Genomic DNA, 25,919 nt, shown 5'->3' with positions numbered 1-25,919 from the left:
ATGGGACGGTACGTCGTCCGGCGGCTGCTGCAGATGATTCCGGTCTTCATCGGCGCCACACTGCTGATCTTCCTGATGGTGAACGTGATGGGCGACCCCATCGCGGGCCTGTGCGGCGACCGGCAGTGCGACCCGGCGACGGCCGCCCAGCTCGAGAAGGAGTTCGGCCTCGACAAGCCCTTGTGGCAGCAGTACCTGACCTACATGGGGAACGTCTTCACCGGTGACTTCGGTACGGCGTTCAACGGCCAGAAGGTCACCGAGCTGATGGCGACCGCGTTCCCCGTCACCATCCGGCTGACCCTCGTGGCGATCGTCATCGAGGTGGTCGTCGGCATCGCGCTCGGTGTGATCACCGGTCTCAAGCGCGGCCGTCCGGTCGACACCGGTGTGCTGCTGCTCACCCTCATCGTCATCTCCATCCCGACCTTCGTCACCGGTCTGCTGCTGCAACTGCTGCTCGGCGTCGAGTGGGGCTGGATCAAACCCTCCGTCTCCTCGGAAGCGACCTTCAGCGAACTGATCGTGCCCGGCCTGGTCCTGGCCTCGGTCTCGCTCGCCTACGTCACCCGGCTGACCCGGACGTCCATCGCGGAGAACCGGCGCTCCGACTACGTCCGCACGGCCGTCGCGAAGGGCCTGCCGAGACGCCGGGTGATCGTCCGCCACCTGCTGCGCAACTCGCTCATCCCCGTGGTCACGTTCATCGGCACCGACATCGGCGCCCTGATGGGCGGCGCGATCGTCACCGAGCGGATCTTCAACATCCACGGCGTCGGCTTCCAGATCTACCAGGGGATCGTGCGGCAGAACACGCAGACCGTGGTCGGCTTCGTGACGGTCCTCGTCCTCGTCTTCCTGGTCGCCAACCTGCTCGTCGACCTCCTGTACGCCGTACTCGACCCGAGGATCCGCTATGCCTGAGCAGCCGTTCGAGCCGGATCGCGCCATCGCCGGGACCGGCGCGGGCGGGGCGATGGACCTCGCCACGAGCGAGGCGGAGACGCTGGAGAAGACACCCGGGGGACCGGACGGCACCGGCCCGCAGGAGCGGCCCCGCAGCCTCTGGTCCGACGCCTGGCGCGACCTGCGCCGCAACCCCGTCTTCATCATCTCCGCGCTCGTCATCCTCTTCCTGATCGTCATCTCCCTCTGGCCCTCGCTGATCGCGTCGGGCAACCCCCTCAAGTGCAACCTCGCAAAGGCCCAGGAAGGCTCCCAGCCGGGCCATCCCTTCGGCTACGACGGCCAGGGCTGCGACGTCTACACCCGCACGGTCTACGGCACCCGTACGTCGGTGACGGTCGGTGTCCTCGCCACGCTGGGCGTCGCGATCCTCGGCTCGGCCCTGGGCGGACTCGCGGGCTTCTTCGGCGGGGTGTGGGACTCGATCCTCTCCCGCCTCACGGACATCTTCTTCGCGATCCCGGTGGTCCTCGGCGGCCTGGTCCTCCTGTCCGTGGTCACCAGCAACACGGTCTGGCCGGTCATCGGCTTCATGGTGCTGCTCGGCTGGCCGCAGATCTCCCGCATCGCCCGCGGCTCGGTCATCACCGCCAAACAGAACGACTACGTCCAGGCCGCCCGGGCACTCGGCGCCTCCAACTCCCGCCTCCTGCTACGGCACATCACCCCGAACGCGGTAGCCCCGGTGATCGTCGTCGCCACCATCGCGCTCGGCACCTACATCTCGCTGGAGGCGACCCTGTCCTACCTCGGCGTGGGCCTGAAGCCCCCCACGGTCAGCTGGGGCATCGACATCTCCTCGGCCTCCGCCTACATCCGCAACGCCCCCCACATGCTCCTCTGGCCGGCCGGAGCCCTCGCGATCACCGTCCTCGCGTTCATCATGCTCGGCGACGCGGTGCGCGACGCCCTCGACCCGAAGTTGAGGTGACGGCGTGCTGATGACGGAAGCGCGTGAGGCGGGGAGCGGGGCTGCCGCCCCGGGGATCCGGTGCGGGCAGCCCGTGACCGTGCCGATGTCCGTCGTGTACGGCGGTTTTGGCGCCGAGAGGCGGTGGCCGGCCCGGGCCGGCGGACCGGCGACCGGTGATCGGGGCGCGGACACCCTTCCCGCTCGGCGACGCGGGGCCGGGGTGACGGCGTGAGGGTGCGTGAGGTGTCTGCTCCGCAGCCGGGGCCCCGAGCCCTCGCGGGGGACCGGGCGCAGGCTGCCGTCGGGGCGCCGGGGGCGGGTGCTCCGCCCCGTTTCACCCACTCGGTGCCCCTCGCCCGCGCCCGTGATCCCCGCGTCCGCGTTCTTCCTGTACGGCGGCGCTCCCTGCGACGCCCTCGGTCCGGAGTCGGGGTGGCGGCGTGCTGACGCCGGGAGTGCGTGGTGTGCGGCGGGAGTCGCGGGGCGGACCGGCCGCCCGGTGTGCTCCGGCCGGGGCGGCCCAAGTCGCGGCCGGGTTCGGTGTGTTCGGCGGCGCGGTGTGCGGCGCTTCTGATCCGAAGGTGAGGTGACCGGCGTCATGCTGCTCGAAGTGCGGGATCTGCATGTGGAGTTCAGGACCAGGGACGGGGTCGCCAAGGCCGTCAACGGGGTCAACTACAGCGTGGACGAGGGGGAGACCCTCGCCGTGCTGGGGGAGTCGGGGTCCGGGAAGTCCGTGACCGCGCAGGCCGTCATGGGGATTCTCGATGTGCCGCCGGGGAAGATCACCGGCGGGGAGATCCTGTTCCGGGGCAAGGATCTGCTGAAGTTCAAGGAGGAGGAGCGGCGCAAGGTCCGCGGCGCCGAGATGGCGATGATCTTCCAGGACGCGCTGTCCTCGCTCAACCCCGTGCTCTCCGTGGGCGACCAGCTCGGCGAGATGTTCGTCGTGCACAAGGGGATGTCGAGGAAGGACGCCCGGGCCAAGGCCGTCGAGCTCATGGAGCGGGTGCGGATCCCGGCCGCCAAGGAGCGCGTCCGGGACTACCCCCACCAGTTCTCCGGCGGTATGCGCCAGCGCATCATGATCGCGATGGCGCTCGCCCTGGAACCGGCGCTCATCATCGCCGACGAACCGACGACCGCCCTCGACGTCACCGTCCAGGCGCAGGTCATGGACCTGCTGGCCGAGTTGCAGCGCGAGCTCAACATGGGGCTCATCCTCATCACCCACGACCTCGGAGTCGTCGCGGACGTCGCCGACAAGATCGCCGTGATGTACGCGGGACGGATCGTCGAGTCGGCCCCGGTCCACGACATCTACAAGGCTCCCGCCCACCCGTACACCCGCGGCCTGCTCGACTCCATCCCGCGCCTGGACCAGAAGGGCCAGGAGCTCTACGCCATCAAGGGCCTCCCGCCGAACCTGATGCACATCCCGCCCGGCTGCGCCTTCAACCCCCGCTGTCCGATGGCCCAGGACGTGTGCCGGACCGACGAGCCCGAGCTGTACGAGGTTGATCAACACCGGGGCAGCGCCTGTCACTTCTGGAGGGAGTGCCTCAATGGTTGAGTCAACAGGTCGAGCCGGATCAACAGTTGAGCCGATCCTTGAAGTGACTGGACTGGTCAAGCACTACCCGTTGACCCAGGGCATCCTGTTCAAGAAACAGGTCGGTGCCGTCAAGGCCGTCGACGGTGTCGACTTCACGCTCAACAGGGGAGAGACCCTCGGCATCGTCGGGGAGTCCGGCTGCGGCAAGTCGACTGTCGCCAAGATGCTGGTCAATCTTGAGCGGCCGACCGAGGGGTCGATCAAGTTCAAGGGCGAGGACATCAGCAAGATGTCCGGCCGCGCCCTGAAGACCGCCCGCCGCAACATCCAGATGGTGTTCCAGGACCCGTACACCTCCCTCAACCCCCGTATGACGGTGGGCGACATCATCGGGGAGCCGTACGAGATCCACCCCGAGGTGGCGCCGAAGGGCGACAGGCGCAGGCGGGTTCAGGACCTCCTCGACGTGGTGGGGCTCAACCCCGAGTACATCAACCGCTATCCGCACCAGTTCTCCGGCGGCCAGCGCCAACGCATCGGCATCGCACGCGGGTTGGCGCTGCGCCCCGAGGTGATCGTCGCCGACGAACCCGTCTCCGCGCTCGACGTCTCCGTGCAGGCCCAGGTCATCAACCTCCTCGACCGGCTCCAGGACGAGTTCGACCTGTCGTACGTCTTCATCGCGCACGACCTGTCGATCGTCCGGCACATCTCGGACCGGGTCGGGGTGATGTACCTCGGACGGATCGTGGAGATCGGCAAGGACGAGGAGATCTACGACCACCCGACGCACCCCTACACCCAGGCGCTGCTGTCCGCCGTCCCCGTGCCCGACCCCGACGCGCGCGAGCACCGCGAGCGGATCATCCTGTCCGGGGACGTGCCGTCCCCGACGAACGTCCCGTCCGGCTGCCGCTTCCGCACCCGCTGCTGGAAGGCCCAGGAGCGCTGCTCGCTGGAGGTACCGCTGCTCACGGTACCGGCCGAGTTCCGGCTCGCGAGCGGGCCCGCCGCCCACGACTCGGCCTGTCACTTCGCGGAGGAGAAGACGGTCGTACCCCAGGACGCGACCCCCACCGAACCGGTGGACGATCTTGATCAGGGGGCGGAATAACGCCACAAACAGGCATCAACCGCGTTAACACGCAAGCAACTCGGCCGACCCGATCTCGATATACGGACGCGTCAACCTGATTGACGTACGGCCGTGCGGGTGCCGTAAACGGACCGGGGCGCGCCATGTCGCCCCGGTCCGTTGCCGTACCTAGACCAGGCGCAACGCCCGCTTCAGGAAGTCCACCTGAAGCAGCAGCAGGTTCTCCGCGACCTGCTCCTGCGGGGTCATGTGGGTCACTCCGGACAGCGGCAGCACCTCGTGCGGGCGACCGGCGGCCAGCAGCGCGGAGGACAGCCGCAGGGCATGCGCGACCACCACGTTGTCGTCGGCCAGGCCGTGGACGACCATCAGCGGGCGGTGCGGTGCGGCGGGCGAGGACAGGCCGTCGTCCGTCACCAGGCTGCTCTTCGCGTACGGCTCCGGGTCCTTGGCCGGGTCCCCGAGGTACCGCTCCGTGTAGTGGGTGTCGTAGAGCCGCCAGTCGGTGACCGGGGCGCCCGCGATGCCCGCGTGGAAGACGTCCGGGCGGCGCAGTACGGCGAGCCCCGCGAGCCAACCGCCGTACGACCAACCCCTGATGGCGACCCGGGAGAGGTCGAGCTGGTGGGACTTCGCGAGGTCCTGGAGGGCGTCGATCTGGTCGTCGAGGGAGACCGTGAAGTCGCGGTGGACGGCCTTCTCCCAGGCAGGCGAGCGGCCCGGCGTGCCCCGTCCGTCGGCGACGAGCACCGCGAAACCCTGGTCGGCGAACCACTGCGAGGTGAGGTGCGCGTTGTGTGCGGCGACCACGCGGGGGCCGTGCGGACCGCCGTAGGGGTCGAGCAGAACCGGGAGCGGGCCGCTGCCGTCGTAGTCCCGTGGCATAAGCAGGGCGCACGGGACGCGGCGTGCGCCCCCCTCGGTGAACGTGATGCGCGGGGACATACCGGGATCTTCGGCGTGCGACGCGATCGTCACCGTCTTCTTGCCCTCGCGCAGCACCTGGACCCGCGTGCCCGGCCGGTCCGGCACCGCCGACAGCAGTACCGTCACGCCCCCGGCGCGCACCGCCGAGTGCACGCCGGGCTCCTGCGAGACGCGCTCCAGGCCGAGTTCGTTGACCCGGTAGACATGCACCTCGCCGATCTCCGGGGCGGGAGCGGTCTCGCCCGCCGAGGCCGCGACCAGCACGTTGTCGTCCGAGACGTCCAGCACCGCACGGACGTGCAACTGCGGTCCGGTGAGCGGGCGTTCACCGACCGCGAGCACCCGGGCGCCCCCTTCGTCGGCGATCCGCACGAGCCGTCCGGAGGGGCTCCAGCACGGCACGCCAGGGAAAAGATCAAGCCAAATTGGATCTTCGTCGGCGTGCACCATCCGGGTCGTCCCGGTGTCCGGATCAACGGCCAGGAACAGCTGGCTGCGCTGGTCCCGCGCCTGCACGAGCAGCAGTGGCGCACCCGCCGCTGACCAGTGCACTCGCGCCAGATACGGGTACCGCGCGCGGTCCCAGAGGACCTCCGTGCGCACCCCGTTCAGCGCGATCACATACAGCCGCACCTCCGCGTTGGCCGTCCCCGCCGCCGGATACGCGACCCTCCGCGGCTCGCGCTCCGGGTGGGCCGGGTCGGCGATCCACCAGCGCTCCACCGGCGTGTCGTCCACGCGGGCGACCAGCAGCCGGTCCGAGTCCGGCGACCACCAGAAGCCGCGGGTACGGCTCATCTCCTCGGCCGCGACGAACTCGGCCAGTCCATAGGTGACCTGTTCCGACTCGGGCCCGGCGAGCGCCCGGTCGCCCTCTCCCTCGGCTCCCACGACCCGCAGGGCGCCTCCGGTGACATAGGCGACGTGCCGTCCGTCGGGGGAGGGACGCGGGTCGATCACCGGCCCGGGGACGGTGAGTTCACGTGCCGTGCCGGCTCGCAGCTCGGCCGTGAAAAGCCGCCCTGACAAGGCGAAAGACGCCAATTCGACCTCGCTGTCGGTGGCGTAGCCGACGATCCCCGCACCGCCCTCACGGGTGCGTTCGCGGTGCGCCCGCTCCTCGGGCGAGAGGTGCTCCGAGGTGCCGCCCAGGAGGGCGCGCGGCTCGGCCGCGACGCGCTCCTCGCCGCCCGCCGGATCGAGGACCCACAGCGCGTTCACCCGGTCGTCGCCGGAGGCGGAGCGCAGGAACACGACCCGGGAACCGTCGGGCGCCACGGTGAACGCGCGGGGCGCGCCGAGCGTGAACCGCTGGGTACGGGCGTGCCGTCGGGGGAAGGAGTCAGCCTCGGTCGTCATGCCCCGACCATATTGGCCATGCGCCCCCTTGTGCGGCTGTGCGCCGAGCGATGCGCGAGTGCGGATAGTTATGATCACTGGCGCTGGGTGGGTATGAACCTGCTGGCTGCTGTATGGATTTGCTCTACGGATCCACGCCATGGATCCATTGCCCCCATAGTCCGACCCCCTAGTCCCTGGGATCATTGGAGGTGAGCCGCCGTGGCACTCTCGATTTCGGCGGTGGTGCTGCTGGCGATCGTCGTCTTCCTTCTGGTCAAGAAGTCAGGGCTGAAGGGCGGGCATGCGGTCGTCTGCATCCTCCTGGGGTTCTATCTGGCCTCCTCGACGATCGCGCCCACGATCAGCGATCTCACGACGAACATCGCGAGCATGATCGGCAGCATCAAGTTCTGACGGCCCGCCTTTAGGGTGGGCACATGACGGAACTGCCCGCCCGTCGTCTGCTGCTGGTGCACGCGCACCCGGACGACGAGTCGATCAACAACGGCGCGACCATGGCCAAGTACGCGGCCGAGGGTGCCCTGGTGACGCTCGTCACGTGCACCCTCGGTGAGCACGGCGAGGTCATTCCGCCCGCGCTGCGGCATCTGACGGGTGCCGCGCTCGCGGAACACCGGGCGGTCGAGCTCGGGGCCGCGACGGGTGAGCTGGGAGTCGGTGACTTCCGTCTCCTCGGCGGCGCGGGCCGCTACCAGGACTCCGGGATGATGGGCACCCCGGACAACGACGACCCCGACTGCTTCTGGCAGGCCGACGTCGACGAGGCCGCCGAGTACCTCGTCGAGGTGATCCGCGAGGTGCGCCCCCAGGTCCTCGTCACCTACGACCCCGACGGCGGCTACGGCCACCCGGACCACATCCAGGCCCACCGCGTCGCCATGCGCGCCGCCGAACTCGCCGCCGACGCCGGGCAGTCCATCGCCAAGGTCTACTGGAACCGGGTACCCCGCACCGTCGTCGAGGAGGGCTTCGAGCGGCTGCGTGACGCGCTGCCGGAGCTTCCCTTCGCCGAGACCGCCGCCGTGGACGACGTACCGGGTGTCGTGGACGACGGACGGATCACCACCGCGATCGACGGCACGGACTATGCCGCCGCCAAGACCGCCGCGATGCGCGCGCACGCCACCCAGATCGAAGTCGCGCCGGACGAGCCGTACTTCGTGCTCTCCAACTACCTCGCGCAGCCGATCCTCACCACCGAGTACTACGAGTTGGTCAAGGGCGAGGCCGGCGGCCCGGCGTCCGAGACCGACCTCTTCGAAGGGCTGGGCCTGTGACGAGTGCAAATCAGGGCGGCGGAAGCCTGCTCGCCCAGCCGCTGCAACGGCCGTCCGGACTACGGGTGTTGGCCTACCTCGGGCTCTTCGTGCTCGGCGCGGTCGTCGGGGCGGCCGGGGCGTTGGTGCAGGGCGGCTGGTTCCCCGGCGGACTGCTGCTCGCGCTCGCCGGAGCGGGCGGTCTGTTCCTCGGCGGGGCGAGAGCGGCCGGCGGCCGGGGCGGGGCCGTGGCGCCCGCGGCCGGCTGGATGGTCGCCGTCGTCCTGCTCACCGCCAGCCGCCCGGAGGGAGACTTCCTCTTCGGCGCGGGAGTCGGTTCCTATCTCTTCCTGCTCGGCGGAATGGCCGTTGCTGTGATCTGTGCCACGTTGGGTTTGGGGCGGCAACCAACCGGCCCTTACGTCCGACTTGGCAAGTGACGTACCACTTCGCGGTGACGCGCGCGTGCGAGTCCGGTGTGGGTTTCCCCAGCGGCCGTGGGATACCGCCAAGAAGTGGCCAGTATGGTGGTGCGCGCCGCCGAGTCGCCCGTGGGTGTCGGGCGGCGGAGCCAACCGGGAGAACCTGCCTTGAGTCGTGAAACTGACACTCCGTCCTCCGGGCCCGACGGGCGCGGCGGAGCCGCTTACCCCTCGGGGACCCCGCCGTACGGGACGCCCGCGGCTTCCGACGACCGTACGGATGCGGGGCGTTCGGCCGCGCAGCCGGAGGAACGCAAGACCGAGACGACGCTGACGACCCGGATCCGGATCAACATCCCCGGGTCGCGGCCCATTCCGCCGGTCGTCGTGCGCACGCCCGTCGCGGACACCGAGTCCGCCGACGGGTCCACGACCGCCGAGACGCAGCTGCCGAGTTCCGCGCTGCCCACCGGCGTCGTCGAACCGACCGCCGAACTCGCCCTGCCCACGCCCGAGGAGAAGACCAGCGACTGGTTCGCGCCACGCAAGTCCGGCCCCGCGAAGGGCGGTCAGGGCGGTGGCGGCACCAACGGCGCCGGAATTCCGGGCGGTTCGGCCGCCGGGACCCCGAGTGCCGGTACTCCGGCCGCGGGTGCGCCCGGGGCCGCGCGGCCGACCGGCGCCCGGCCCGGCGGTGTGGTCGGTGCCATGGGCCTGCCGAGCGCTTCCCGGCCGGGCGGCGCGAACGGCGGTACGAACGGTGCCGGGTTCGCCGGTGCCACCGGTGGCGGACCCGTGGCCCCCGGGCACGGCGGCGGCACCGGTTCCTTCGACGTGACCGAGGCGCTGGCGGCGGGCTCGCTGGGCAACGGCTCCCGCCCGGGCGGCGGCCCCGGCGAACCGCGCCGCGACGAGCTGCCGTACTTCTCGGGGAACGGCCAGAGTGAGCAGGGTGGCCTTCCCGGACCCGACGGCCAGGGCGGTTTCCCCGGGCCGGGCGGTCAGGGTGCCCAGGGCGGCTATCCCGGGACCAACGGCCACGGCGCGCGCATCGAGCAGTTCCCCGGGGCCGACGGCCAGGGCATCGGCCCCGGCGCCCCGGGCGGCCCCGGTGGACCCAGCGGTTTCAACGGCCCGAACGGGCGCGGCGGTCAGGGCGGCCCCGAGGGCCCCGCGGGCCCGACCGGCGGCCCGGTCACCGGCGACGGCCTGATGCTGCCCCCCGGCCCCATGGGCGGAGCACCGGGCGCGCCCAGCGCGCTGAGCGGCTACGCCGACGGCCCGGGTGGTCCCGGCGTCCCCGGTGGCGCGCCTCCCGGCCGACACGGCGGTCGCGGCAGGGGCCCGCGCGGTCCCGGCGGTCCTGGCGCGGGTCCCGGTGGTCCCGGCATGGGCCCTGGTGGCCCCGGCGCAGGGCCCGCAATGGGTCTCAGCGGCCCCGGCACGGCCGGCGGCGCGAGTCTCCCCGGCGCGATCCCCGGCGGCGGCCTCAGCGACGACACCGCGATCCTCACCCCGCAGAAGCTCGCCCAGCCCGGCATGCCCGGCTACGGCGCCCCCGCCGACCAGGTCTCCGGACACACCGTCACCAGCGGTATGCCGGTCGTCCCGGGCAGCGGCACCGCGCCGTTCGGCACGGGCACCCACCCGGACGGACCGCTGCCGCACACGCCCCCGAAGCTGCCCGACCCCGGCTCGGCGCAGAGCGCGCCCGCCGCCAAGAGCGCGGGCAAGGGCGCGGCGAAGAAAAAGAAGAAGGGCCGCAGCAAGCTGGTCCTGCTCGGCGTCGGCGTGTTCGTCATCGCGGGCGGTGCCTACGGCGCCGGGCTGCTCATGAACCACACCGACGTGCCCAAGGGCACCACCGTGCTCGGCGTCGACATCGGCGGCGGCACCCGTGACGACGCCGTCAAGAAGCTCGACGACGCGTTCGGTGACCGGGTGAACAAGCCGCTGAAGCTTTCTGTGGGCGGCAGGACCGTCTCGCTGAAGCCGGACCAGGCGGGGCTGCAGTTCGACTTCGCGACCACCGTCAGCAAGGCCGCCACCAGCGACTACAACCCGGTCTCCGTGATCGGCTCGCTCTTCGGCCAGCACCGGGTCGTCCAGCCCGAGATGCCGGCCGACGAGGAGAAGCTCCAGGCCGCCCTCGCGAGCCTCGGCGGCGGCTCCGGTGCGGTGACCGAGGGCACGATCGAGTTCAAGGCCGGCAAGGCGGTCGCCGTCTACGGCAAGGCGGGCAAGGCCATCGACGCGGCCGGCTCCGTCACGGCCGTGGAGGACGCGTACCGCACCGAGGTGGAGACCAACACGGCCACCACGGTGACGGTCCCGACGACCACCAAGCAGCCGTCGGTCACGAACGCCGAGGTCGACCGTGAGATGAAGGACTTCGCGAAGCTCGCGATGTCGGCCAACGTGACGATCAGGACGGACGCCACGCACGCGGTGTCGTTCAGTCCGCAGAACTCGATCTACAAGTTCCTGACCGTGCGGGCACTCAACGGCAAACTTGTCGAGCACTACGACCTCAACGTGCTGAAGACGCTCTACGGCAGCACGTTCGACGGCGTGCAGATCGAGCGGGGAAACGGTTCGAAGACCGCCGTGGCACCGACCGACGTCGCCGTCGGACTGCGTGAGGCATTGCGTGGAAAGACACCTGCGGCGCGTATCGTCACCATTCCGCAGGACAATTGACAAGCGAAGTGATCTTGCGCACGACGGCGTCCGGATTGTCCCTTTGATGTGCGGTGGATGATATTCTGCAATCCGCCGATGCAAGGGGGAAATGTGCGGCGTCGTCTTGCCGTACCGATGGTTTCCGCTGCGGCCGCCATCGGGATTCTCGGCGTCTTCACGGGGTCCGCCTCGGCGGCCTCCTGGGAGGTCAACACCGGGATCGAAACCACCTACGACCCGGACGAGCTCGGCTATTTCAATCAGCACGGCGATGCCTGCGCGATCGGCCTCCCGGCCGGACGCGTCTGCTTCGACCGGGGTGACGACGGCATTTACGTGAGGGACGAGAAGAAGGACGGCAAGTCCGTCACCGGGTACTGGCTCACGGGAAACCGCAAGGGAAAGTGCATCAGCAAGGCCGGTGCCGGCAAATGGGTCTACTGCTCGAAGAATTTCACCGACCACAAGGCCATTAATATCTGGCTCGAATACAACGGTCACAAGTTTCTCGTGACCGGCAACACGTGACGGATTCTCCGCCGAGCGGCCCCCGCCTCCCCGACCAGGGGGTGGGGGCCGCTCGGCTTTCCGTCATCCGCTCCGTATGACATCTGTCATCCGCCACTCAGGACCGCCGACACTGCCGCGGGCCCGGGCCGGGCGGCCACGATGGGTGCCATGACGACAACAGCGGCGACCACCGCCACCCCGGTGGTCGGGTTCGACCAGGTGAGCAAGAGCTACGGCGAGGTCCGGGCCGTCGAAGGGCTGTCGCTCGCGCTGCACCCGGGGGAGACGGTGGCCCTGCTGGGGCCGAACGGGGCCGGCAAGTCCACCACCCTCGATCTGCTGCTCGGCCTCAAGCACGCCGACAGCGGCACGGTCAGCGTCTTCGGCACCAGCCCCCGAGAGGCGATCGTCGCCGGCCGGGTGGGCGCGATGCTGCAGAGCGGCGGGCTGATGGACGAGGTCACGGTCGGTGAACTGGTCAAGCTGGCCTGCGACCTGCACCCCAAGCCGTACGAGGTCGGCGATGTGATCGCCCGCGCGGGCATCGCCCAGATCGCGGACCGCAAGGTCAACAAGCTCTCCGGCGGCCAGGCACAGCGCGTCCGCTTCGCCCTCGCGACCGCGGGCGACAGCGATCTGATCGTCCTCGACGAGCCGACCACCGGTATGGACGTCTCCGCCCGGCAGGCCTTCTGGGCCACCATGCGCGAACAGGCCGACCAGGGCCGTACGGTCCTCTTCGCCACCCACTACCTCGAAGAGGCCGACGCCATCGCGGACCGCGTGCTGGTCCTGCACCGCGGCCGGCTGCTCGCCGACGGCACCTCCGCCGAGATCAAGGCGAAGGCGGGCGCCCGCAGGGTCGCCTTCGACCTGGACGGCGAGATCGACGAGGCACCGATCCGGTCCCTCCCCTTCCTGACCTCCGTGGACATCTCGGGCCAGACGGTCCGCATCCAGTCCACCGACGCCGACGCGACCGTCCACGCGCTCTACGGCCTCGGCGTCTACCCCCGCAACCTCGAAGTCGCCGGACTCGGCCTGGAGCAGGCCTTCGTCGCCATCACCACCGCCGAGGAGGCCAAGCAGTCATGAACAGCCTGATCAAACTGGAACTCACCCGCGCCCTGCGCAACCGCAAGTTCCTGTTCTTCTCGGTGATCTACCCCTCGGTGATCTTCCTGCTGGTCTCCAACCAGACCGGCAACGTGGACGGCACCGGCCTGAGCATCGCGAAGTACGTCATGGTCTCCATGGCCTCCTTCGGCGCCCTGACCGCCGTCCTGATGGGCAACAGCGAGCGCATCGCCAAGGAGCGCGAGAACGGCTGGGTACGGCAGCTGCGGCTGACCACCCTGCCCGGGCGCGGCTATGTCCTCGCCAAGACCGCCAGCGCCGCCGTGGTCAGCCTGCCGTCCATCGTGGTCGTCTTCGTCGTCGCCGCGCTGGTGAAGGACGTACGGCTGGAGGCCTGGCAGTGGCTCGCGCTGACCGGCGCGATCTGGGCCGGCAGCCTGGTCTTCGCCGCGCTCGGCGTCGCCATCGGCTACCTCGCCTCCGGGGACGCGGTCCGCCCGATCACGATGATCGTCTACTTCGGACTGTCGATCCTCGGCGGCCTCTGGTTCCCGTCCACGACCTTCCCGGCCTGGCTCCAGGACATCGCGAAGTGGCTGCCCACGCACGCGTACGCTGCGCTGGGGCAGGCCATCGAGCAGAGCCGGTCGCCCCACGCGAAGGACATCACCCTCCTCGTCGTCTACTTCGCGCTCTTCGCGGGCGGGGCGGCCTGGCTGTACCGGAAGGACACGCTGAAGGCGTGAGCGCGATGACCGAAGACCCGCTGCCGGAAAAGGCCAGGGTGGAGCGGCTGATCCGGATCGGACAGCCGCCCCGCAACCGGAGCGAGGTGCTGCGCAAGCTGGTGTGGATCCTGCCCTGGCTGGTCTTCCTCGGCGCGCCCGTGCAGGACCTGCTGGGCGGCCACCACACCACCTCGGCCACGACGGCCGGCTGGGTGGGCCTGGTCGCCTTCACCGGTACCTACCTGGCAGTCGTCTTCCGCACCATGGGCCGCCCCTACTCCGGCTGGCTCGTCGCCGCACTGGTCGCCGTCCTGTGGGTACTGGCCGTCGCACTGGCCCTCAGCCTCGGCAACTCCTGGCTCGGTCTCTTCGTGTACGTCTCCGTCTCCTGCGGGGTGACCCTCCCGCTGCGCGCCGCGTACTGGACGATCCCGCTGACCACCGCGGCGATGATGCTGACGGGATGGTTCGTCGATGACCTGGACGAGGCCTGGGGCCTCTTCCTGATCGTGCTGCTGGTGGGCTACTCCATGACGGGAGTACGACAACTCGTGCGCACGACGGTCGAGTTGCGCAAGGCTCGCGCCACCGTCGCCCAACTCGCCGCGAACGAGGAGCGCTTGAGGCTGGCCCGAGACCTGCACGACCTGCTCGGCCACTCCCTCTCCCTGATCACGCTGAAGAGCGAACTCGCCTGCCGGATGCTCCCCGACCACCCCGACAAGGCGGCCCAGCAGGTCGCCGACATCGAACAGGTCAGCCGCCAGGCCCTGGTGGACGTCCGCGAGGCCGTCACCGGCTACCGCCGCCCCCGCCTCCCCGGTGAACTCGCGGGCGCCCAGGTCGCGTTGACGGCAGCGGGCGTCACGGCCGACCTTCCCGCCGAACCGGACCTCACCGACGTCCCCGAGGAGAGCGAGTCGGCCCTCGCCTGGGCCCTGCGCGAGGCGATCACCAATGTCGTACGGCACAGCGGAGCCCAGCGCTGCGTGGTCGAACTGGTCCGGCGCCAGACCCTGGACGGCCCGATGCTCGAACTCTCCGTCGAGGACAACGGCTCGGGCGGCTCGGGCAAGGGCCCGGGCAACGGTCTGTGCGGGCTCACCGAGCGCCTGGACAAGGTCGGCGGCTCCCTGGAGGTGACCCGCGTCAAACGCGGCTTCCGGCTGGTCGCACGGGTGCCCGCAGGCGTTCCGGTCTCTTCGGCGGACGTAGGATCCCCCGCATGAGCCGTACGATCAAGGTCCTCCTCGCCGAGGACCAGTCGATGGTCCGCGAGGCACTGGCCGCACTGCTCGGCCTGGAGGACGACATCGAGGTCGTCGCCCAAGTGGCACGCGGCGACGAGGTGTTGGCGGCGGCCCGGGAACACGCCGTGGACGTGGCCCTCCTCGACATCGAGATGCCCGGCTGCACCGGCATCGAGGCGGCGGCCCAGGTCCACAAGTCGCTGCCCGGGGTGAAGCTGGTGGTCCTGACGACCTTCGGCCGCCCCGGCTATCTCCGCAGCGCGATGGAGGCGGGCGCGGACGCGTTCCTGGTGAAGGACGCCCCGGCGGCCCAACTCGCGGCAGCGGTACGGAAGGTGCTCGCGGGGGAGCGGGTCATCGACCCGACTCTGGCCGCAGCGGCGCTCGCCGAGGGCGCCAACCCGTTGACCGACCGAGAGCGCGAGGTCTTGAGGGCGGCGGCGGACGGTTCGACGAACGCCGAGCTGGCCAAGGCTCTTCATCTGTCGCAGGGGACGGTCCGCAACTACCTGTCGACGGCCATCCAGAAGTTGGCGGTACGGAACAGGGCGGAGGCGGTACGGATCGCGAGAGAGAAAGGCTGGCTGTAGAACACGGGCCGGGGCAGCTCACCCAGGGGCGGGGAACTGCGCGCCCAGCCGCATCGCACCCGCGCCGCGGGACAACCGAAAGCTCAACGGCGCATCGGCGAACGTCAGTTCAGCCTGGCGCGAGCCGATCGCGCCTGGCCCCGCACCCGATCGGCAGCAGGTGCATCCACCACCGCCACCACCTCCGCATACGCATCCAACTCGGCCGCCCCCGTGAGGAAATCCCCCCGCTCAACCAGCAGTTGAGCCCGCTCGTACCGCAACCGGGCCGAATGCGAAGGCATCAGCAACGCCAACTCCACGGCCCACAAAGCCACATCGGACCGCTCCGGCCGAGCCGCGGCCCACGCCCGGATGTTGTTCAGGACGCGCGAAACGACCTCCAGCGGCGCCGCGGGCACAAGCATCGAGGGATGCAGCGCCGCCCCGGTGGCCCCCGCGACCAGCAACTCCGCATCGCCGCCCGACAACACCCGTCCCCCGTCGAACGGATCGGCCAGCACCTGTTCCTCGGCCGGCCCGAACCCCACCACGAAGTGCCCCGGCAGCGCGACCCCGTACACCGGAGCCCCCGCCCGCCGCGCCACCTCCATCCACACCACCGACAACAGGATGGGCAGCCCGCGCCGCCGCCGCAGCACCTCGTGCAGCAGCGAGGACCCCAGCCGCTGGTAGTCGCCGGGCGTACCCCGGAACTCGAAGCGGACACCGAGGAGTTGGTGCAGCGCGCTCGCCCAGGCGGAGGGCCCGCCAGGGCGGTAGGGCAACTGCCCGGCCAGCCGGTCCAGTTCGACCTGCGCCGCGTCGATGCCGGCGTCGTCCAGCGCCCCGTCCGCCACCGCCCCCACCAGCAGGCACAGCGTGGTCAGATCGGGCCGTTCGGACCGAGCCTCCTCGGCGAACCGGGCACGTACCTCCGCCGACCGCTCGGGCGACGGGGGACAGGGAACGGGCATGGCGGACTCGAACCCCCTCACGACGAACCGTCGCGACCGATGGCACCGATGGCACCGATGTCATCGGTCGAGGCCGGCTCGCGATAGTGGTGGTAGGCGTGGTGCGCCGCGAACCCCATCCCGGTGTACAGCGCCCGCGCACCCGCGTTGTCCGTCTCGACCTGCAACCACGCGGCCGACGCCCCTTCCTCCAGCGCCCGCGAGGCCAGCGCGGCCATGACGAGCGAGGCGAGCCCCCGCCGCCGCAGCGCCGGATCGACCTCGACGGCGCCGAAACCGGCCCACCGGCCGTCGACGACGCACCGCCCGATCGCCGCGGGCCCGGCACCCTCGCCGGGCACCGTCGCGAACCACACCGAGGGTCCGCTCCCCAGCACCTTCAGGGCCACCTCGCTCACCCCCTTGCGCTGATAGCGGGCCAGCCACGCGGCGTCGGCCGTCCTGGAGAGGACGACTCCGGCCGGGTCGGCCCGGTCGGCGACCGGGGCCAGGGCCCCGACCCACAGCTCGGCCGTCACCTCACGGGTCCAGCCGCGCCGCTCCAGCTCGGCACAGAGCAACTCCTGCGTCCCCTCGGCGCCGGTCGCGGTCTGGACGTGGGCGGGCAGGCCGCGGTCGCCGTACCACCGTCGTACGGCGGTGAGGGCCGCGTCGAGAGGCAGGCCGGGATCGCCGAGCGGGAGCACGGAGTTGGCGCGGCGGGTGAATCCGGCGGCGGCGCGCAGTTCCCACTCGCCGAGCCGCTCGCTCTCCACCGGCAGCCAGCCGCGCGCGGAGACCTGCGCCAGCTCCCGGTAGGTGGCGGCAGGCCCACGCCGACGGGCCGGAGCGGCCGGTACGACCTTGCCCGCCACCAGCGAGGATTCCGAAATGCGGACGGACTCCCCACCCTTCCGTGTGATCGTCAGCACACCGCTGTCCCATGATGTGAGAACACCCACCGTGTCGGTGAACTTCTCCGCCGTGTCTTCACCGTCGTTCAATCGCCGGACGGAGACCCGTTTACCCACGTCAGCAGCGGTGATGCGGACCTCGAGACGTCCGGCCGCAGAGATTTCCACAGGTCAGTTCACCCCTCCTGTATGGATCACGCCCCGGAACGGAGATACTAGGTGCGGGCATGGACGACGCCGCGCTCCAGCGCGCCTGGCGGCGGAGCCTACGGAGGCCCGCCAGCGCCCTATCGAGGAGGAACGACAGCGTGACCTACGTCATCGCGCAGCCTTGTGTCGACGTCAAGGACAAGGCGTGCATCGAGGAGTGCCCGGTCGACTGCATCTACGAGGGCTCACGGTCCTTGTACATCCACCCGGACGAATGCGTCGACTGTGGAGCCTGTGAGCCGGTGTGCCCGGTCGAGGCGATCTTCTACGAGGACGACACTCCCGAGGAGTGGAAGGACTACTACAAGGCGAACGTCGAGTTCTTCGACGAGCTCGGCTCCCCGGGCGGTGCCAGCAAGCTGGGCCTGATCGAGCGCGACCACCCCTTCGTCGCCGCGCTGCCGCCGCAGAACCAGTAAGAGCGGCCCGCACCCACGCGCCGCCTCGGTCCCGTACGGCCTGATCACGCCCGATCAGCGCCCTACGGGGCCGAGGCGTTTGCCGTACCGGGCATACCGGCCGCATCCCGCCGTACCGAAGAAAGTGAGCGAGCAACCGTGTCCGCAGTCTCCGACCGTCTGCCCACCTTCCCCTGGGACAAGCTGGAGCCGTACAAGAAGACGGCGACGGCGCACCCGGGCGGCATCGTCGACCTGTCGGTCGGCACCCCTGTGGACCCGGTCCCCGATCTGATCCAGAAGGCCCTGATCGACGCGGCCGACTCGCCCGGCTACCCCACGGTCTGGGGCACCCCGGCCCTGCGCGACGCGCTCACCGGCTGGGTGGAGCGCCGCCTCGGCGCCCGTGGCGTCACCCACCGCCACGTCCTGCCGATCGTCGGCTCCAAGGAACTGGTCGCCTGGCTTCCCACGCAGCTGGGCCTGGGCCCCGGCGACCGGGTCGCCTACCCCCGCCTGGCCTACCCGACGTACGAGGTGGGCGCCCGCCTGGCCCGCGCGGACCACGAGGTCTACGACGACCCGGCGGAGCTGGACCCGGAGGGCCTGAAGCTCCTCTGGCTCAACTCGCCCTCCAACCCGACCGGCAAGGTCCTCTCGAAGCAGGAGCTCACCGAGGCCGTCGCCTGGGCCCGCGAGCACGGCGTCCTGATCTTCTCCGACGAGTGCTACCTCGAACTGGGCTGGGAGGCCGACCCCGTCTCGGTCCTGCACCCGGACGTCAACGGCGGCTCCTACGACGGCATCGTCGCCGTCCACTCCCTCTCCAAGCGCTCGAACCTCGCCGGCTACCGCGCCGCCTTCCTCGCCGGCGACCCGGCGGTCCTGGCCCCGCTCCTGGAGATCCGGAAGCACGGCGGCATGATGACCTCGGCCCCGACCCAGGCGGCCGTCGTGGCGGCCCTGAGCGACGACACCCACGTCCAGGAACAACGCGACCGCTACAAGGCCCGCCGCACCCTCCTGCGCGAAGCGCTCCTGAAGCACGGCTTCCGCATCGAACACAGCGAGGCCAGCCTCTACTTGTGGGCAACACGGGACGAGTCCTGCTGGGACACGGTCGCCCACCTGTCCGACCTCGGCATCCTGGTGGCGCCGGGCGACTTCTACGGAGAAGCGGGCGGGAACTTCGTACGTGTGGCGTTGACGGCGACGGATGAGCGAGTACGGGCAGCTGTGAACCGGTTGAGGTGAGAGTGTTCAGGGGCGCGGGGAACCGGGCGCCCGGCCCCCACCGGCGGTCGGCCGAAAAAACCGGCATGCAGAAGGGGCCCAGGGAACTCCCTGGACCCCTTCAACTCGCGGCCCGCTCAGCCGAGCGGCAGACCCTTGAGCGGCAGCTCCTGCGCCGTGGGCAGTCCACCCTTGGTCACGGCGTCGGTCGGCAGGCCGCCACCCGCGGTGGCGGTCTTCGCCGTGTCACCGAGCAGGCCTCCGGCCTGCCCCGCCGTGTCCCCGGCAACGTGCTGCGCGGCCGGAGCCACCGTCTTGGCAACCTTCCCGCCGGTCTTGCCTGCGGTCGGCACCGCCTTCTCCAGCGTCTGGCCACCGGACTTGCCGGCGACCCCCGTGACGTTCTGGCTCGCGCCGTCGACCGTGTTGCCGACGCTCGCCCCGTCCAGGGCGGTCAGCGCGCCCAGGTTCGGGGTGGCCGGCAGGGAGGGGGCCGCACTGGCGGAGCCGGCCGCACCGACCCCGGCTGCCGCTCCCGCTGCGACGAGCAGCGCGGCACGGGCGATCCGGCGGGTCAGGGGGAGGGACATGATGCTCCTTGTGTTGATCTCCGGGCTCGGACGCAGTGACTACCGCTCGAAGCGCGCGAAGGTTGCGGAGCGCCAACGTAAAGAGTTGGCAATGCGTCGCATTATCAGCTACGGATAAAAACGGACAAAGGTCGCCCGGTCCGAAAGCCCGTCGAATGCTTGCAGCCCTTTGTTTTCAAGGACTTCGGCGCACCTGGGGGTGACCACGCGAAAACCTGAGCACCCACGGCCCCGGATCGACCACGCACAACCCCTACGGGTGTGGACTCGTACTACTGCCCGGTCGGCCCCTCGGTCACGATGCGGACCCCGCCCGCGGCCTTGGTGCTGGTCGAGTGCCACGGGTCGTCCGCGCTGCCGGCGGCCCACTCGCGCCCGGCGTACGACACGCGGTCGATGTGCAGCGCCGAGGAGTTGGCCACCGCCCAGTGCGCGAGCTGCCAGCCGGTCTTCGTGCTGCCGGCCCGCACCGGCAGGGTCACCGTGCTGCTCCCGCCCGTCGCGCTCGGAGACGGCGTGGACTTGGACCTGCCCCTGGACTTCGACGCGGACGTGCCCTTGGACGCGGAGTCGCCGGTCACCTCCGCGCCGGTCTCCTTCAGCACCTTGCGCCCGAAGTCCCGTAGCAGCGCGGCCCGTACGGCGTCCGGGCCGGTGGCGGTCACGGTGGTGTCCGGGAGGCCCTGGCAGGTCAGCGTGGCGGCCGACTGCCCGGTGAGGGCGGCCGACAGCATCGCGGCGTCGGGCTCGTGCTTGGCGTACGCCTCCGGGTAGCCGCTGCGCTGCACGCGCTGCGCGGCGACCGTGAGCGGGAGCTTCTGGTAGTCGTCCACCTTGGCCAGGTGCTCGTAGAAGACGCCCGCCGCGTACGTCGGGTCCATGATCTGCTTCTCGGTGCCCCAGCCCTGCGAGGGCCGCTGCTGGAACAGGCCGAGCGAATCCCGGTCCCCGTGGGTGATGTTGACGAGCTGCGACTCCTGGATCGCGGTCGCCAGCGCGATCGTCACGGCCCGCTCGGGCATCCCGCGCCCGGTGCCGACGGCGGCGATCGTCGCCGCGTTCATCGTCTGCTCCTGCGTGAACTCGAACTCCTGGCCGTCGCCCTTCCCGGAGACCACCTTGCAACCGGGGCCGCCCCGGCCGCCGGTGACGTACTGGACGACCAGATAGCCCGCGACCGCGAGCAGCACCACGAAGGCGGCCGAGAACCTGAAGAGGCGGCCGCGTCGACGCTTCTTTGGGGTGGGGGACTGCTCAGGCATCTCCACAAGGTACTGGAGGCTCCTGTTGCCGCTGCGCCGGGTGTGGACAAACGGTGGAGACGCCGTTCGCGTTAGGGTCGACGGCATGGCCGATACCCCACTTGACCTCACGCTGGACGCCGCACGCCTCACCGCGCAGCTCGTCGACCTCCCCTCGGAGAGCGGCAGCGAGAAGCCACTCGCGGACGCGATCGAGACCGCGCTGCGCGCCCTGCCCCACCTGACGGTCGACCGGTACGGCAACAACATCGTCGCGCGCACGAACCTGGGCCGTACAGAACGCGTCATTCTGGCGGGCCACATCGACACGGTCCCGATCGCCGGGAACGTCCCCTCGCGTCTCGACGAGAACGGCGTCCTGTGGGGCTGCGGCACCTGCGACATGAAGTCCGGGGTCGCGGTCCAGCTCCGCCTCGCGGCCACGGTCCCGGCCCCCAACCGCGACCTGACGTTCGTCTTCTACGACAACGAGGAGGTCGCCGCCCCTCTCAACGGCCTCAAGCACGTCTCCGAAGCCCATCCCGAGTGGCTGAAGGGCGACTTCGCGGTCCTCCTGGAGCCGACGGACGGTCAGGTCGAGGGCGGCTGCCAGGGCACGCTCAGGGTGTTCCTGAAGTTCAGGGGTGAACGAGCGCACTCCGCGCGCGCGTGGATGGGCTCCAACGCGATCCACGCGGCCTCCAGGGCACTGGCCAAGCTCGCCGCCTACGAGGCCCGCACCCCGGTCGTGGACGGCCTCCGGTTCCACGAGGGCCTCAACGCGGTGCGCGTGGAAGGGGGCGTGGCCACCAACGTGATCCCCGACCAGTGCACCCTGGTCGTCAACTTCCGCTACGCGCCCGACCGCAGCGAGGCGGAGGCGGAGGCCTTCGTGCGCGAGTACTTCGCCGACTGCGGGGTCGACGAGTTCGTCGTCGACGACCACACCGGCGGAGCCCGCCCCGGCCTCAACCACCCGGCCGCGGCGGCCTTCATGGCGGCCGTCGGCGGCGAGGCCCGCCCCAAGTTCGGCTGGACCGACGTGGCCCGTTTCAGCGCCCTGGGAGTGCCCGCGGTGAACTACGGCCCCGGTGCCCAACTCCTCGCCCACAAGGTGGACGAGAGGGTCGAGGCGGCTCTCGTCCCCGAGGCGGAGCGACGGCTGCGGGACTGGCTCACCGCCTGACATCCGTATGTCCCCCCTCCGTAACCCGCGTAGACCTACGCTGAGGTACGAAACACCTGCAAGTGGAGGGAGCGCACATGGCTACAGGCAACCCCGAGGGCAAGCAGCAGCCACCCGAGGAGCAGCGCCTGGGACCGGTCCTCCGGAGACGCGGCCAGGTGACCGCGAGCACGACAGACCAGCGTCTCCTGGACGCGGGCGGCCCCTCGGACTGGGTCCACACCGACCCGTGGCGTGTTCTGCGTATCCAGTCGGAGTTCATCGAGGGCTTCGGCACACTGGCCGAACTGCCGCCCGCGATCAGCGTGTTCGGCTCCGCCCGCACCAAGCCGGACTCGCCGGAGTACGAAGCGGGCGTACGGCTCGGACGCGGCCTCGTGGAGGCCGGGTGGGCCGTGATCACCGGCGGCGGCCCCGGAGCCATGGAGGCGGCCAACAAGGGCGCTCTGGAGGCCAAGGGCATGTCCGTCGGCCTGGGCATCGAGCTGCCCTTCGAACAGGGGCTCAACGCCTACGTCGACATCGGCCTGAACTTCCGTTACTTCTTCGTCCGCAAGATGATGTTCGTCAAGTACGCCCAGGGCTTCGTGGTCCTGCCCGGCGGTCTCGGCACTCTGGACGAACTCTTCGAGGCCCTGACCCTCGTGCAGACCCAGAAGGTCACCCGCTTCCCGATCGTGCTGTTCGGCAGCGACTACTGGGGCGGCCTGGTCGACTGGCTGAAGAACACCCTGATCGCCCAGGGCAAGGCGTCGGAGAAGGACCTTCTGCTGTTCCACGTCACGGACGACGTGGAGGAAGCGGTCGCGCTGGTGTCCAAGGAAGCCGGCCGCTAAGGCCGTTCGGCGGTTACGCGAGCCCCCGGCGGGCGACCGCCGGGGGCCGATGCCCCGCGATCGACGCCACCATGTCCAGCACCTGCCGCGTTTCCGCGACCTCGTGCACCCGGTACACCTGCGCCCCCAGCCACGCCGACACGGCAGTGGTCGCGAGCGTGCCGACGACCCGCTCCTTGACCGGCTTGTCGAGCGTCTCGCCCACGAAGTCCTTGTTGGACAGGGACACCAGCACCGGCCACCCCGTCTCGACCATCTCGCCGAGCCGCCGGGTCGCCTCCAGACTGTGCCGTGTGCTCTTGCCGAAGTCGTGCCCGGGATCGATCAGCACCGACTCCCTGGGCACGCCCAGGGAAACGGCCCGCTCGGCGAGCCCCAGAGTCACGCGCAGGATGTCGGCCATGACGTCGTCGTACGTCACCCGGTGCGGGCGCGTCCGGGGCTCGGCGCCGCCCGCGTGCGTGCACACCAGGCCCACGCCGTACCGCGCGGCGACCTCCGCGAGCCGCGGATCGACGCCGCCCCAGGCGTCGTTCAGGAGATCCGCGCCTGCTTCGCAGACGGCCTCGCCGACCTCGTGCCGCCAGGTGTCGACGCTGATGATCACGTCGGGAAAGCGGCGCCGCACCTCGGCCACGAAGCCGACCGTGCGCCGTGCCTCCTCCTCGGCGGTGACCTCCTCGCCGGGGCCAGCCTTGACCCCGCCGATGTCGATGATGGCGGCGCCCTCCGCCACCGCGTGCTCCACGCGCGCGAGGGCGGGCTCGTCGCGGAACGTCGCCCCCTGGTCGTAGAAGGAGTCCGGGGTGCGGTTCACGATCGCCATGATCACCGGCTCGTGTGCGTCGAATTCACGCCTGCCCAGCCTGAGCATCCCCTGTGACCTCTCCTAGTACTGCCCCGTCTTCAGCCGCCTGTGACCCTAACTGTCAGCGTCGCATGGCACGATCGGACCCTGACACATTCGGCTTCGGCACGTCCGACCTCGACGCCCGTGGAGACCCCAGCGATGTTCATGTTCCTGTTCCTGGTCGTCGGGCTGGCCGTCGTGGTCGGCGCCGTGACCCTCTCGGTGATCGGCGGCGGCGAGAACGCCCCGCTGCCCGGCGTCGCGCCCGAGCGCCTCGACGACGCGCTGCCCCCGGACCGGCCCGTCGACCAGGCCGACGTGGAGAGCATTCGCTTCCCGCTCGCCGTACGGGGCTACCGCATGGCCGAGGTGGACGACGCGCTGAGCCGCATCGCCGCCGAACTCGCCGAGCGCGACGCCCGGATCGCCGACCTGGAGTCCGCGCTGGCGGGCGCGCGGAGCCACCGCGTCTCCATCGAGAAGCCCGCCGAGGGCGACCACCAGTGAGCGAGGCCGTGGCCGGTCCCGACGGTGCCCTGCGCTGCCCCTGGGCGCTGTCCACCGAGGACTACATCACGTACCACGACGAGGAGTGGGGCCGCCCGGTCCACGGCGACGACGCCCTCTACGAGCGGCTCTCCCTGGAGGCCTTCCAGTCGGGTCTCTCCTGGATCACGATCCTGCGCCGCCGTGAGGGATTCCGGGCCGCCTTCGCGGGCTTCAGGATCGCCGAGGTCGCGACCTTCACGGACGCCGACCGCGCACGCCTCCTCGCCGACGAGGGCATCATCCGCAACCGCGCCAAGGTCGACGCGACGATCGCCAACGCGCGCGTGCTGGCCGACTGGGCGCCGGGCGAACTGGACGAGTTCATCTGGTCCCACGCCCCGAAGCCGGGCCCGGCCCCGAAGACACTCGGGGACGTCCCGGCGGTCACGGACGAGTCGACGACCCTGGCGAAGGCCCTGAAGAAGCGGGGCCTGAGATTCGTCGGGCCGACGACCGCGTACGCCCTGATGCAGGCGTGCGGGCTGGTGGACGACCACCTGGTCGACTGCGTGGCCCGCCGCCCCTGAGCTCAGCGGCCCAGATACTTCGGCGTCTCCTTGTCGACGAAGGCCCGCACGGCGATCGAGTGGTCCTCCGACGCGCCCGCGCGGGACTGGAGTTCGTCCTCCTTCTCCAGCGTCTCCTCAAGGGTGTGCGAGAAGCCGTAGGCCACCGCCTCCTTGAGTGCCGCGTACGCCACCGTCGGCCCGTCTGCCAGGGCCCGCGCCACCTTCTCGGCCTCGGCGTGCAGTTCGCCCGCGGGCACGAGACGGTTGGCGATCCCGAGGTCGTACGCGTCCTGCGCCGTGATCGTGCGCGGGAACAGCAGCAGGTCGGAGGCGCGCCCGGGACCGACCACCCTGGGCAGCGTCCAGGAGATGCCGGAGTCCGCGGTCAGCGCCACATTCGCGAAGGACGTGTTGAAGCCCGCCCGGTCCGACACCACGCGGTAGTCCGCGGCCAGCGCGAGCCCGAAGCCGGCCCCGGCCGCGACCCCGTTGACCCCGGCCACCACGGGCTTCGCCATCCCGGCCAGCGCCCGCACGATGGGGTTGTAGTGCTCCTTCACCGTGGTCATGGTGGCCCCGGTCCCGGCCTCCCGGTCGGAGGCCAGCAGCGTGATGTGCTCCTTGAGGTCCTGGCCCACGCAGAACGCCCGCTCGCCGGCCGCGGTCAGCAGCACCGCCCGTACGGCGTCGTCGCCCGCCGCGGCCTGTACCGCCTCCCGGAGGGCGACCTTGGTCGCGATGTTCAGCGCGTTCATCGCCTCGGGGCGGTTCAGCGTGATCTTCGCGAGTCCGTCGCTCACCTCGTAGAGCACGGTGTCGGCCATGGTGTGTCCCCTCCGGTGTGGCGGCTCCGGCGTACCGGTCGGTACGCCCTGTGTCCGTAGGACAGCATGGCGGAGATCGCCGTCCACGCACCGGACCGGACGTGTGACCTGCGTCAAAGAATTCCGGGCCGGATTCGGTCGGCGCGGGTCCGCGCGGCGGCGAAGTATCGCAGTCACATCGGCGAATTGAGTGGTTTTGCTCGCGCGCGTTGCCCAAGCGATGCCGACTGATGTTGGTCATCGGGTCCTGAGATGCGGGATAATGGCTTGGAAGCAATGTGTTCGATGCCGGTGACGCGTGTCTCATTAG

The 25,919-nt window shown here is 70.6% G+C and carries 26 protein-coding genes; 19 read left to right on the top strand and 7 right to left on the bottom strand.

Annotation, left to right across the window (positions count from 1 at the left end; genetic code table 11):
* The 4 genes from AB0I51_RS15755 (at position 1) to AB0I51_RS15740 (ending at position 4,548) form a co-directional block, all read left to right on the top strand.
* Positions 1 to 924 (top strand): ABC transporter permease, encoded by a 924-nt coding sequence (locus AB0I51_RS15755; protein WP_362975300.1) that lies wholly within the window; start codon positions 1 to 3, stop codon positions 922 to 924.
* A complete protein-coding gene (locus AB0I51_RS15750; RefSeq protein ID WP_362975298.1) occupies positions 917 to 1,897 on the top strand; it encodes an ABC transporter permease in 981 nt (326 codons plus the stop codon). The genes AB0I51_RS15755 and AB0I51_RS15750 overlap by 8 nt, the downstream gene beginning before the upstream one ends.
* A gap of 580 nt (positions 1,898 to 2,477) precedes the next feature.
* Complete coding sequence (locus AB0I51_RS15745; protein WP_026179057.1) at positions 2,478 to 3,452, top strand: ABC transporter ATP-binding protein; 975 nt, start codon at positions 2,478 to 2,480, stop codon at positions 3,450 to 3,452.
* Positions 3,445 to 4,548: a dipeptide ABC transporter ATP-binding protein gene (locus tag AB0I51_RS15740; protein WP_362975296.1), complete on the top strand. Its 1,104-nt coding sequence runs from the start codon at positions 3,445 to 3,447 to the stop codon at positions 4,546 to 4,548. The genes AB0I51_RS15745 and AB0I51_RS15740 overlap by 8 nt, the downstream gene beginning before the upstream one ends.
* Before the next feature lie 150 nt (positions 4,549 to 4,698).
* On the opposite strand, the gene AB0I51_RS15735 is transcribed toward AB0I51_RS15740, so the two are convergent.
* Positions 4,699 to 6,816 carry a prolyl oligopeptidase family serine peptidase gene (locus AB0I51_RS15735; RefSeq protein WP_362975294.1) on the bottom strand — a complete coding sequence of 706 codons (2,118 nt, stop codon included), beginning with the start codon at positions 6,814 to 6,816 and terminating at the stop codon, positions 4,699 to 4,701.
* Between the two features lie 201 nt (positions 6,817 to 7,017).
* Between AB0I51_RS15735 and AB0I51_RS15730 the strand changes: the two genes are divergently transcribed.
* The 9 genes from AB0I51_RS15730 to AB0I51_RS15690 all read left to right on the top strand — a co-directional run bounded on the left by AB0I51_RS15730 (position 7,018) and on the right by AB0I51_RS15690 (position 15,334).
* Entirely contained in the window at positions 7,018 to 7,212 is a 195-nt protein-coding gene (locus AB0I51_RS15730) for a hypothetical protein (protein WP_362975292.1), read from the top strand.
* A gap of 23 nt (positions 7,213 to 7,235) precedes the next feature.
* Positions 7,236 to 8,096 carry an N-acetyl-1-D-myo-inositol-2-amino-2-deoxy-alpha-D-glucopyranoside deacetylase gene (gene mshB, locus AB0I51_RS15725; RefSeq protein WP_362975290.1) on the top strand — a complete coding sequence of 287 codons (861 nt, stop codon included), beginning with the start codon at positions 7,236 to 7,238 and terminating at the stop codon, positions 8,094 to 8,096.
* Complete coding sequence (locus tag AB0I51_RS15720) at positions 8,093 to 8,515, top strand: DUF6113 family protein (RefSeq protein ID WP_362975288.1); 423 nt, start codon at positions 8,093 to 8,095, stop codon at positions 8,513 to 8,515. The genes mshB and AB0I51_RS15720 overlap by 4 nt, the downstream gene beginning before the upstream one ends.
* 150 nt (positions 8,516 to 8,665) lie before the next feature.
* The gene (locus AB0I51_RS15715; RefSeq protein WP_362975286.1) at positions 8,666 to 11,197 is read left to right on the top strand and encodes a hypothetical protein; all 2,532 of its coding nucleotides are present in this window, start codon (positions 8,666 to 8,668) and stop codon (positions 11,195 to 11,197) included.
* A 93-nt stretch (positions 11,198 to 11,290) separates the two neighbouring features.
* Positions 11,291 to 11,707: a hypothetical protein gene (locus AB0I51_RS15710; protein WP_362975284.1), complete on the top strand. Its 417-nt coding sequence runs from the start codon at positions 11,291 to 11,293 to the stop codon at positions 11,705 to 11,707.
* A 150-nt stretch (positions 11,708 to 11,857) separates the two neighbouring features.
* Positions 11,858 to 12,784 (top strand): ABC transporter ATP-binding protein, encoded by a 927-nt coding sequence (locus AB0I51_RS15705; protein WP_362975282.1) that lies wholly within the window; start codon positions 11,858 to 11,860, stop codon positions 12,782 to 12,784.
* Positions 12,781 to 13,512 carry an ABC transporter permease gene (locus AB0I51_RS15700; protein ID WP_362975280.1) on the top strand — a complete coding sequence of 244 codons (732 nt, stop codon included), beginning with the start codon at positions 12,781 to 12,783 and terminating at the stop codon, positions 13,510 to 13,512. Before AB0I51_RS15705 ends, AB0I51_RS15700 begins: the two co-directional genes overlap by 4 nt.
* A gap of 5 nt (positions 13,513 to 13,517) precedes the next feature.
* Positions 13,518 to 14,723 (top strand): histidine kinase, encoded by a 1,206-nt coding sequence (locus AB0I51_RS15695; RefSeq protein WP_362975615.1) that lies wholly within the window; start codon positions 13,518 to 13,520, stop codon positions 14,721 to 14,723.
* Complete coding sequence (locus AB0I51_RS15690) at positions 14,720 to 15,334, top strand: response regulator transcription factor (RefSeq protein ID WP_362975278.1); 615 nt, start codon at positions 14,720 to 14,722, stop codon at positions 15,332 to 15,334. Before AB0I51_RS15695 ends, AB0I51_RS15690 begins: the two co-directional genes overlap by 4 nt.
* Positions 15,335 to 15,438: 104 nt before the next feature.
* Here AB0I51_RS15690 and AB0I51_RS15685 read toward each other — a convergent pair whose 3' ends face one another.
* Entirely contained in the window at positions 15,439 to 16,290 is an 852-nt protein-coding gene (locus AB0I51_RS15685) for a transglutaminase-like domain-containing protein (RefSeq protein ID WP_362975276.1), read from the bottom strand.
* 17 nt (positions 16,291 to 16,307) lie between these two features.
* Complete coding sequence (locus AB0I51_RS15680) at positions 16,308 to 17,351, bottom strand: GNAT family N-acetyltransferase (RefSeq protein ID WP_362975274.1); 1,044 nt, start codon at positions 17,349 to 17,351, stop codon at positions 16,308 to 16,310.
* A 140-nt stretch (positions 17,352 to 17,491) separates the two neighbouring features.
* On the opposite strand from AB0I51_RS15680, the gene fdxA reads away from it, so the two are divergent.
* Together fdxA and AB0I51_RS15670 are read left to right on the top strand one after the other, a co-directional pair.
* Positions 17,492 to 17,812, top strand: coding sequence for a ferredoxin (fdxA, locus tag AB0I51_RS15675; RefSeq protein ID WP_019058397.1), 321 nt, complete (start codon positions 17,492 to 17,494; stop codon positions 17,810 to 17,812).
* 138 nt (positions 17,813 to 17,950) lie between these two features.
* Positions 17,951 to 19,045, top strand: a complete 1,095-nt coding sequence (locus tag AB0I51_RS15670) for a bifunctional succinyldiaminopimelate transaminase/glutamate-prephenate aminotransferase (protein WP_362975272.1) — start codon at positions 17,951 to 17,953, stop codon at positions 19,043 to 19,045.
* A 116-nt stretch (positions 19,046 to 19,161) separates the two neighbouring features.
* Here the strand turns inward: AB0I51_RS15670 and AB0I51_RS15665 are convergent, their stop codons facing one another.
* Both AB0I51_RS15665 and AB0I51_RS15660 read right to left on the bottom strand, forming a co-directional pair.
* Positions 19,162 to 19,614, bottom strand: coding sequence for an ATP-binding protein (locus AB0I51_RS15665; protein ID WP_362975270.1), 453 nt, complete (start codon positions 19,612 to 19,614; stop codon positions 19,162 to 19,164).
* Positions 19,615 to 19,886: 272 nt separating this feature from the next.
* Complete coding sequence (locus tag AB0I51_RS15660) at positions 19,887 to 20,876, bottom strand: heavy metal transporter (protein WP_362975268.1); 990 nt, start codon at positions 20,874 to 20,876, stop codon at positions 19,887 to 19,889.
* Between the two features lie 85 nt (positions 20,877 to 20,961).
* Between AB0I51_RS15660 and dapE the strand changes: the two genes are divergently transcribed.
* Together dapE and AB0I51_RS15650 are read left to right on the top strand one after the other, a co-directional pair.
* A complete protein-coding gene (gene dapE / locus AB0I51_RS15655; RefSeq protein ID WP_362975266.1) occupies positions 20,962 to 22,041 on the top strand; it encodes a succinyl-diaminopimelate desuccinylase in 1,080 nt (359 codons plus the stop codon).
* A 77-nt stretch (positions 22,042 to 22,118) separates the two neighbouring features.
* Entirely contained in the window at positions 22,119 to 22,877 is a 759-nt protein-coding gene (locus AB0I51_RS15650) for a TIGR00730 family Rossman fold protein (RefSeq protein WP_362975264.1), read from the top strand.
* 13 nt (positions 22,878 to 22,890) lie between these two features.
* Here the strand turns inward: AB0I51_RS15650 and folP are convergent, their stop codons facing one another.
* Positions 22,891 to 23,751: a dihydropteroate synthase gene (folP, locus tag AB0I51_RS15645; RefSeq protein WP_019072069.1), complete on the bottom strand. Its 861-nt coding sequence runs from the start codon at positions 23,749 to 23,751 to the stop codon at positions 22,891 to 22,893.
* 141 nt (positions 23,752 to 23,892) lie between these two features.
* On the opposite strand from folP, the gene AB0I51_RS15640 reads away from it, so the two are divergent.
* Together AB0I51_RS15640 and AB0I51_RS15635 are read left to right on the top strand one after the other, a co-directional pair.
* Positions 23,893 to 24,234: a DivIVA domain-containing protein gene (locus AB0I51_RS15640; protein WP_362975613.1), complete on the top strand. Its 342-nt coding sequence runs from the start codon at positions 23,893 to 23,895 to the stop codon at positions 24,232 to 24,234.
* Positions 24,231 to 24,803, top strand: coding sequence for a DNA-3-methyladenine glycosylase I (locus AB0I51_RS15635; RefSeq protein ID WP_362975261.1), 573 nt, complete (start codon positions 24,231 to 24,233; stop codon positions 24,801 to 24,803). Before AB0I51_RS15640 ends, AB0I51_RS15635 begins: the two co-directional genes overlap by 4 nt.
* Before the next feature lie 2 nt (positions 24,804 to 24,805).
* On the opposite strand, the gene AB0I51_RS15630 is transcribed toward AB0I51_RS15635, so the two are convergent.
* Positions 24,806 to 25,609, bottom strand: coding sequence for an enoyl-CoA hydratase-related protein (locus AB0I51_RS15630; RefSeq protein ID WP_362975259.1), 804 nt, complete (start codon positions 25,607 to 25,609; stop codon positions 24,806 to 24,808).
* Positions 25,610 to 25,919: the final 310 nt, after the last annotated feature.

It is taken from the genome of Streptomyces sp. NPDC050549, from assembly GCF_040655035.1.
Taxonomy (GTDB): Bacteria; Actinomycetota; Actinomycetes; order Streptomycetales; family Streptomycetaceae; genus Streptomyces.
The sequence above is the reverse complement of the archived record's forward strand: the minus strand, read 5'-3'. Positions and strand labels throughout refer to the sequence as shown.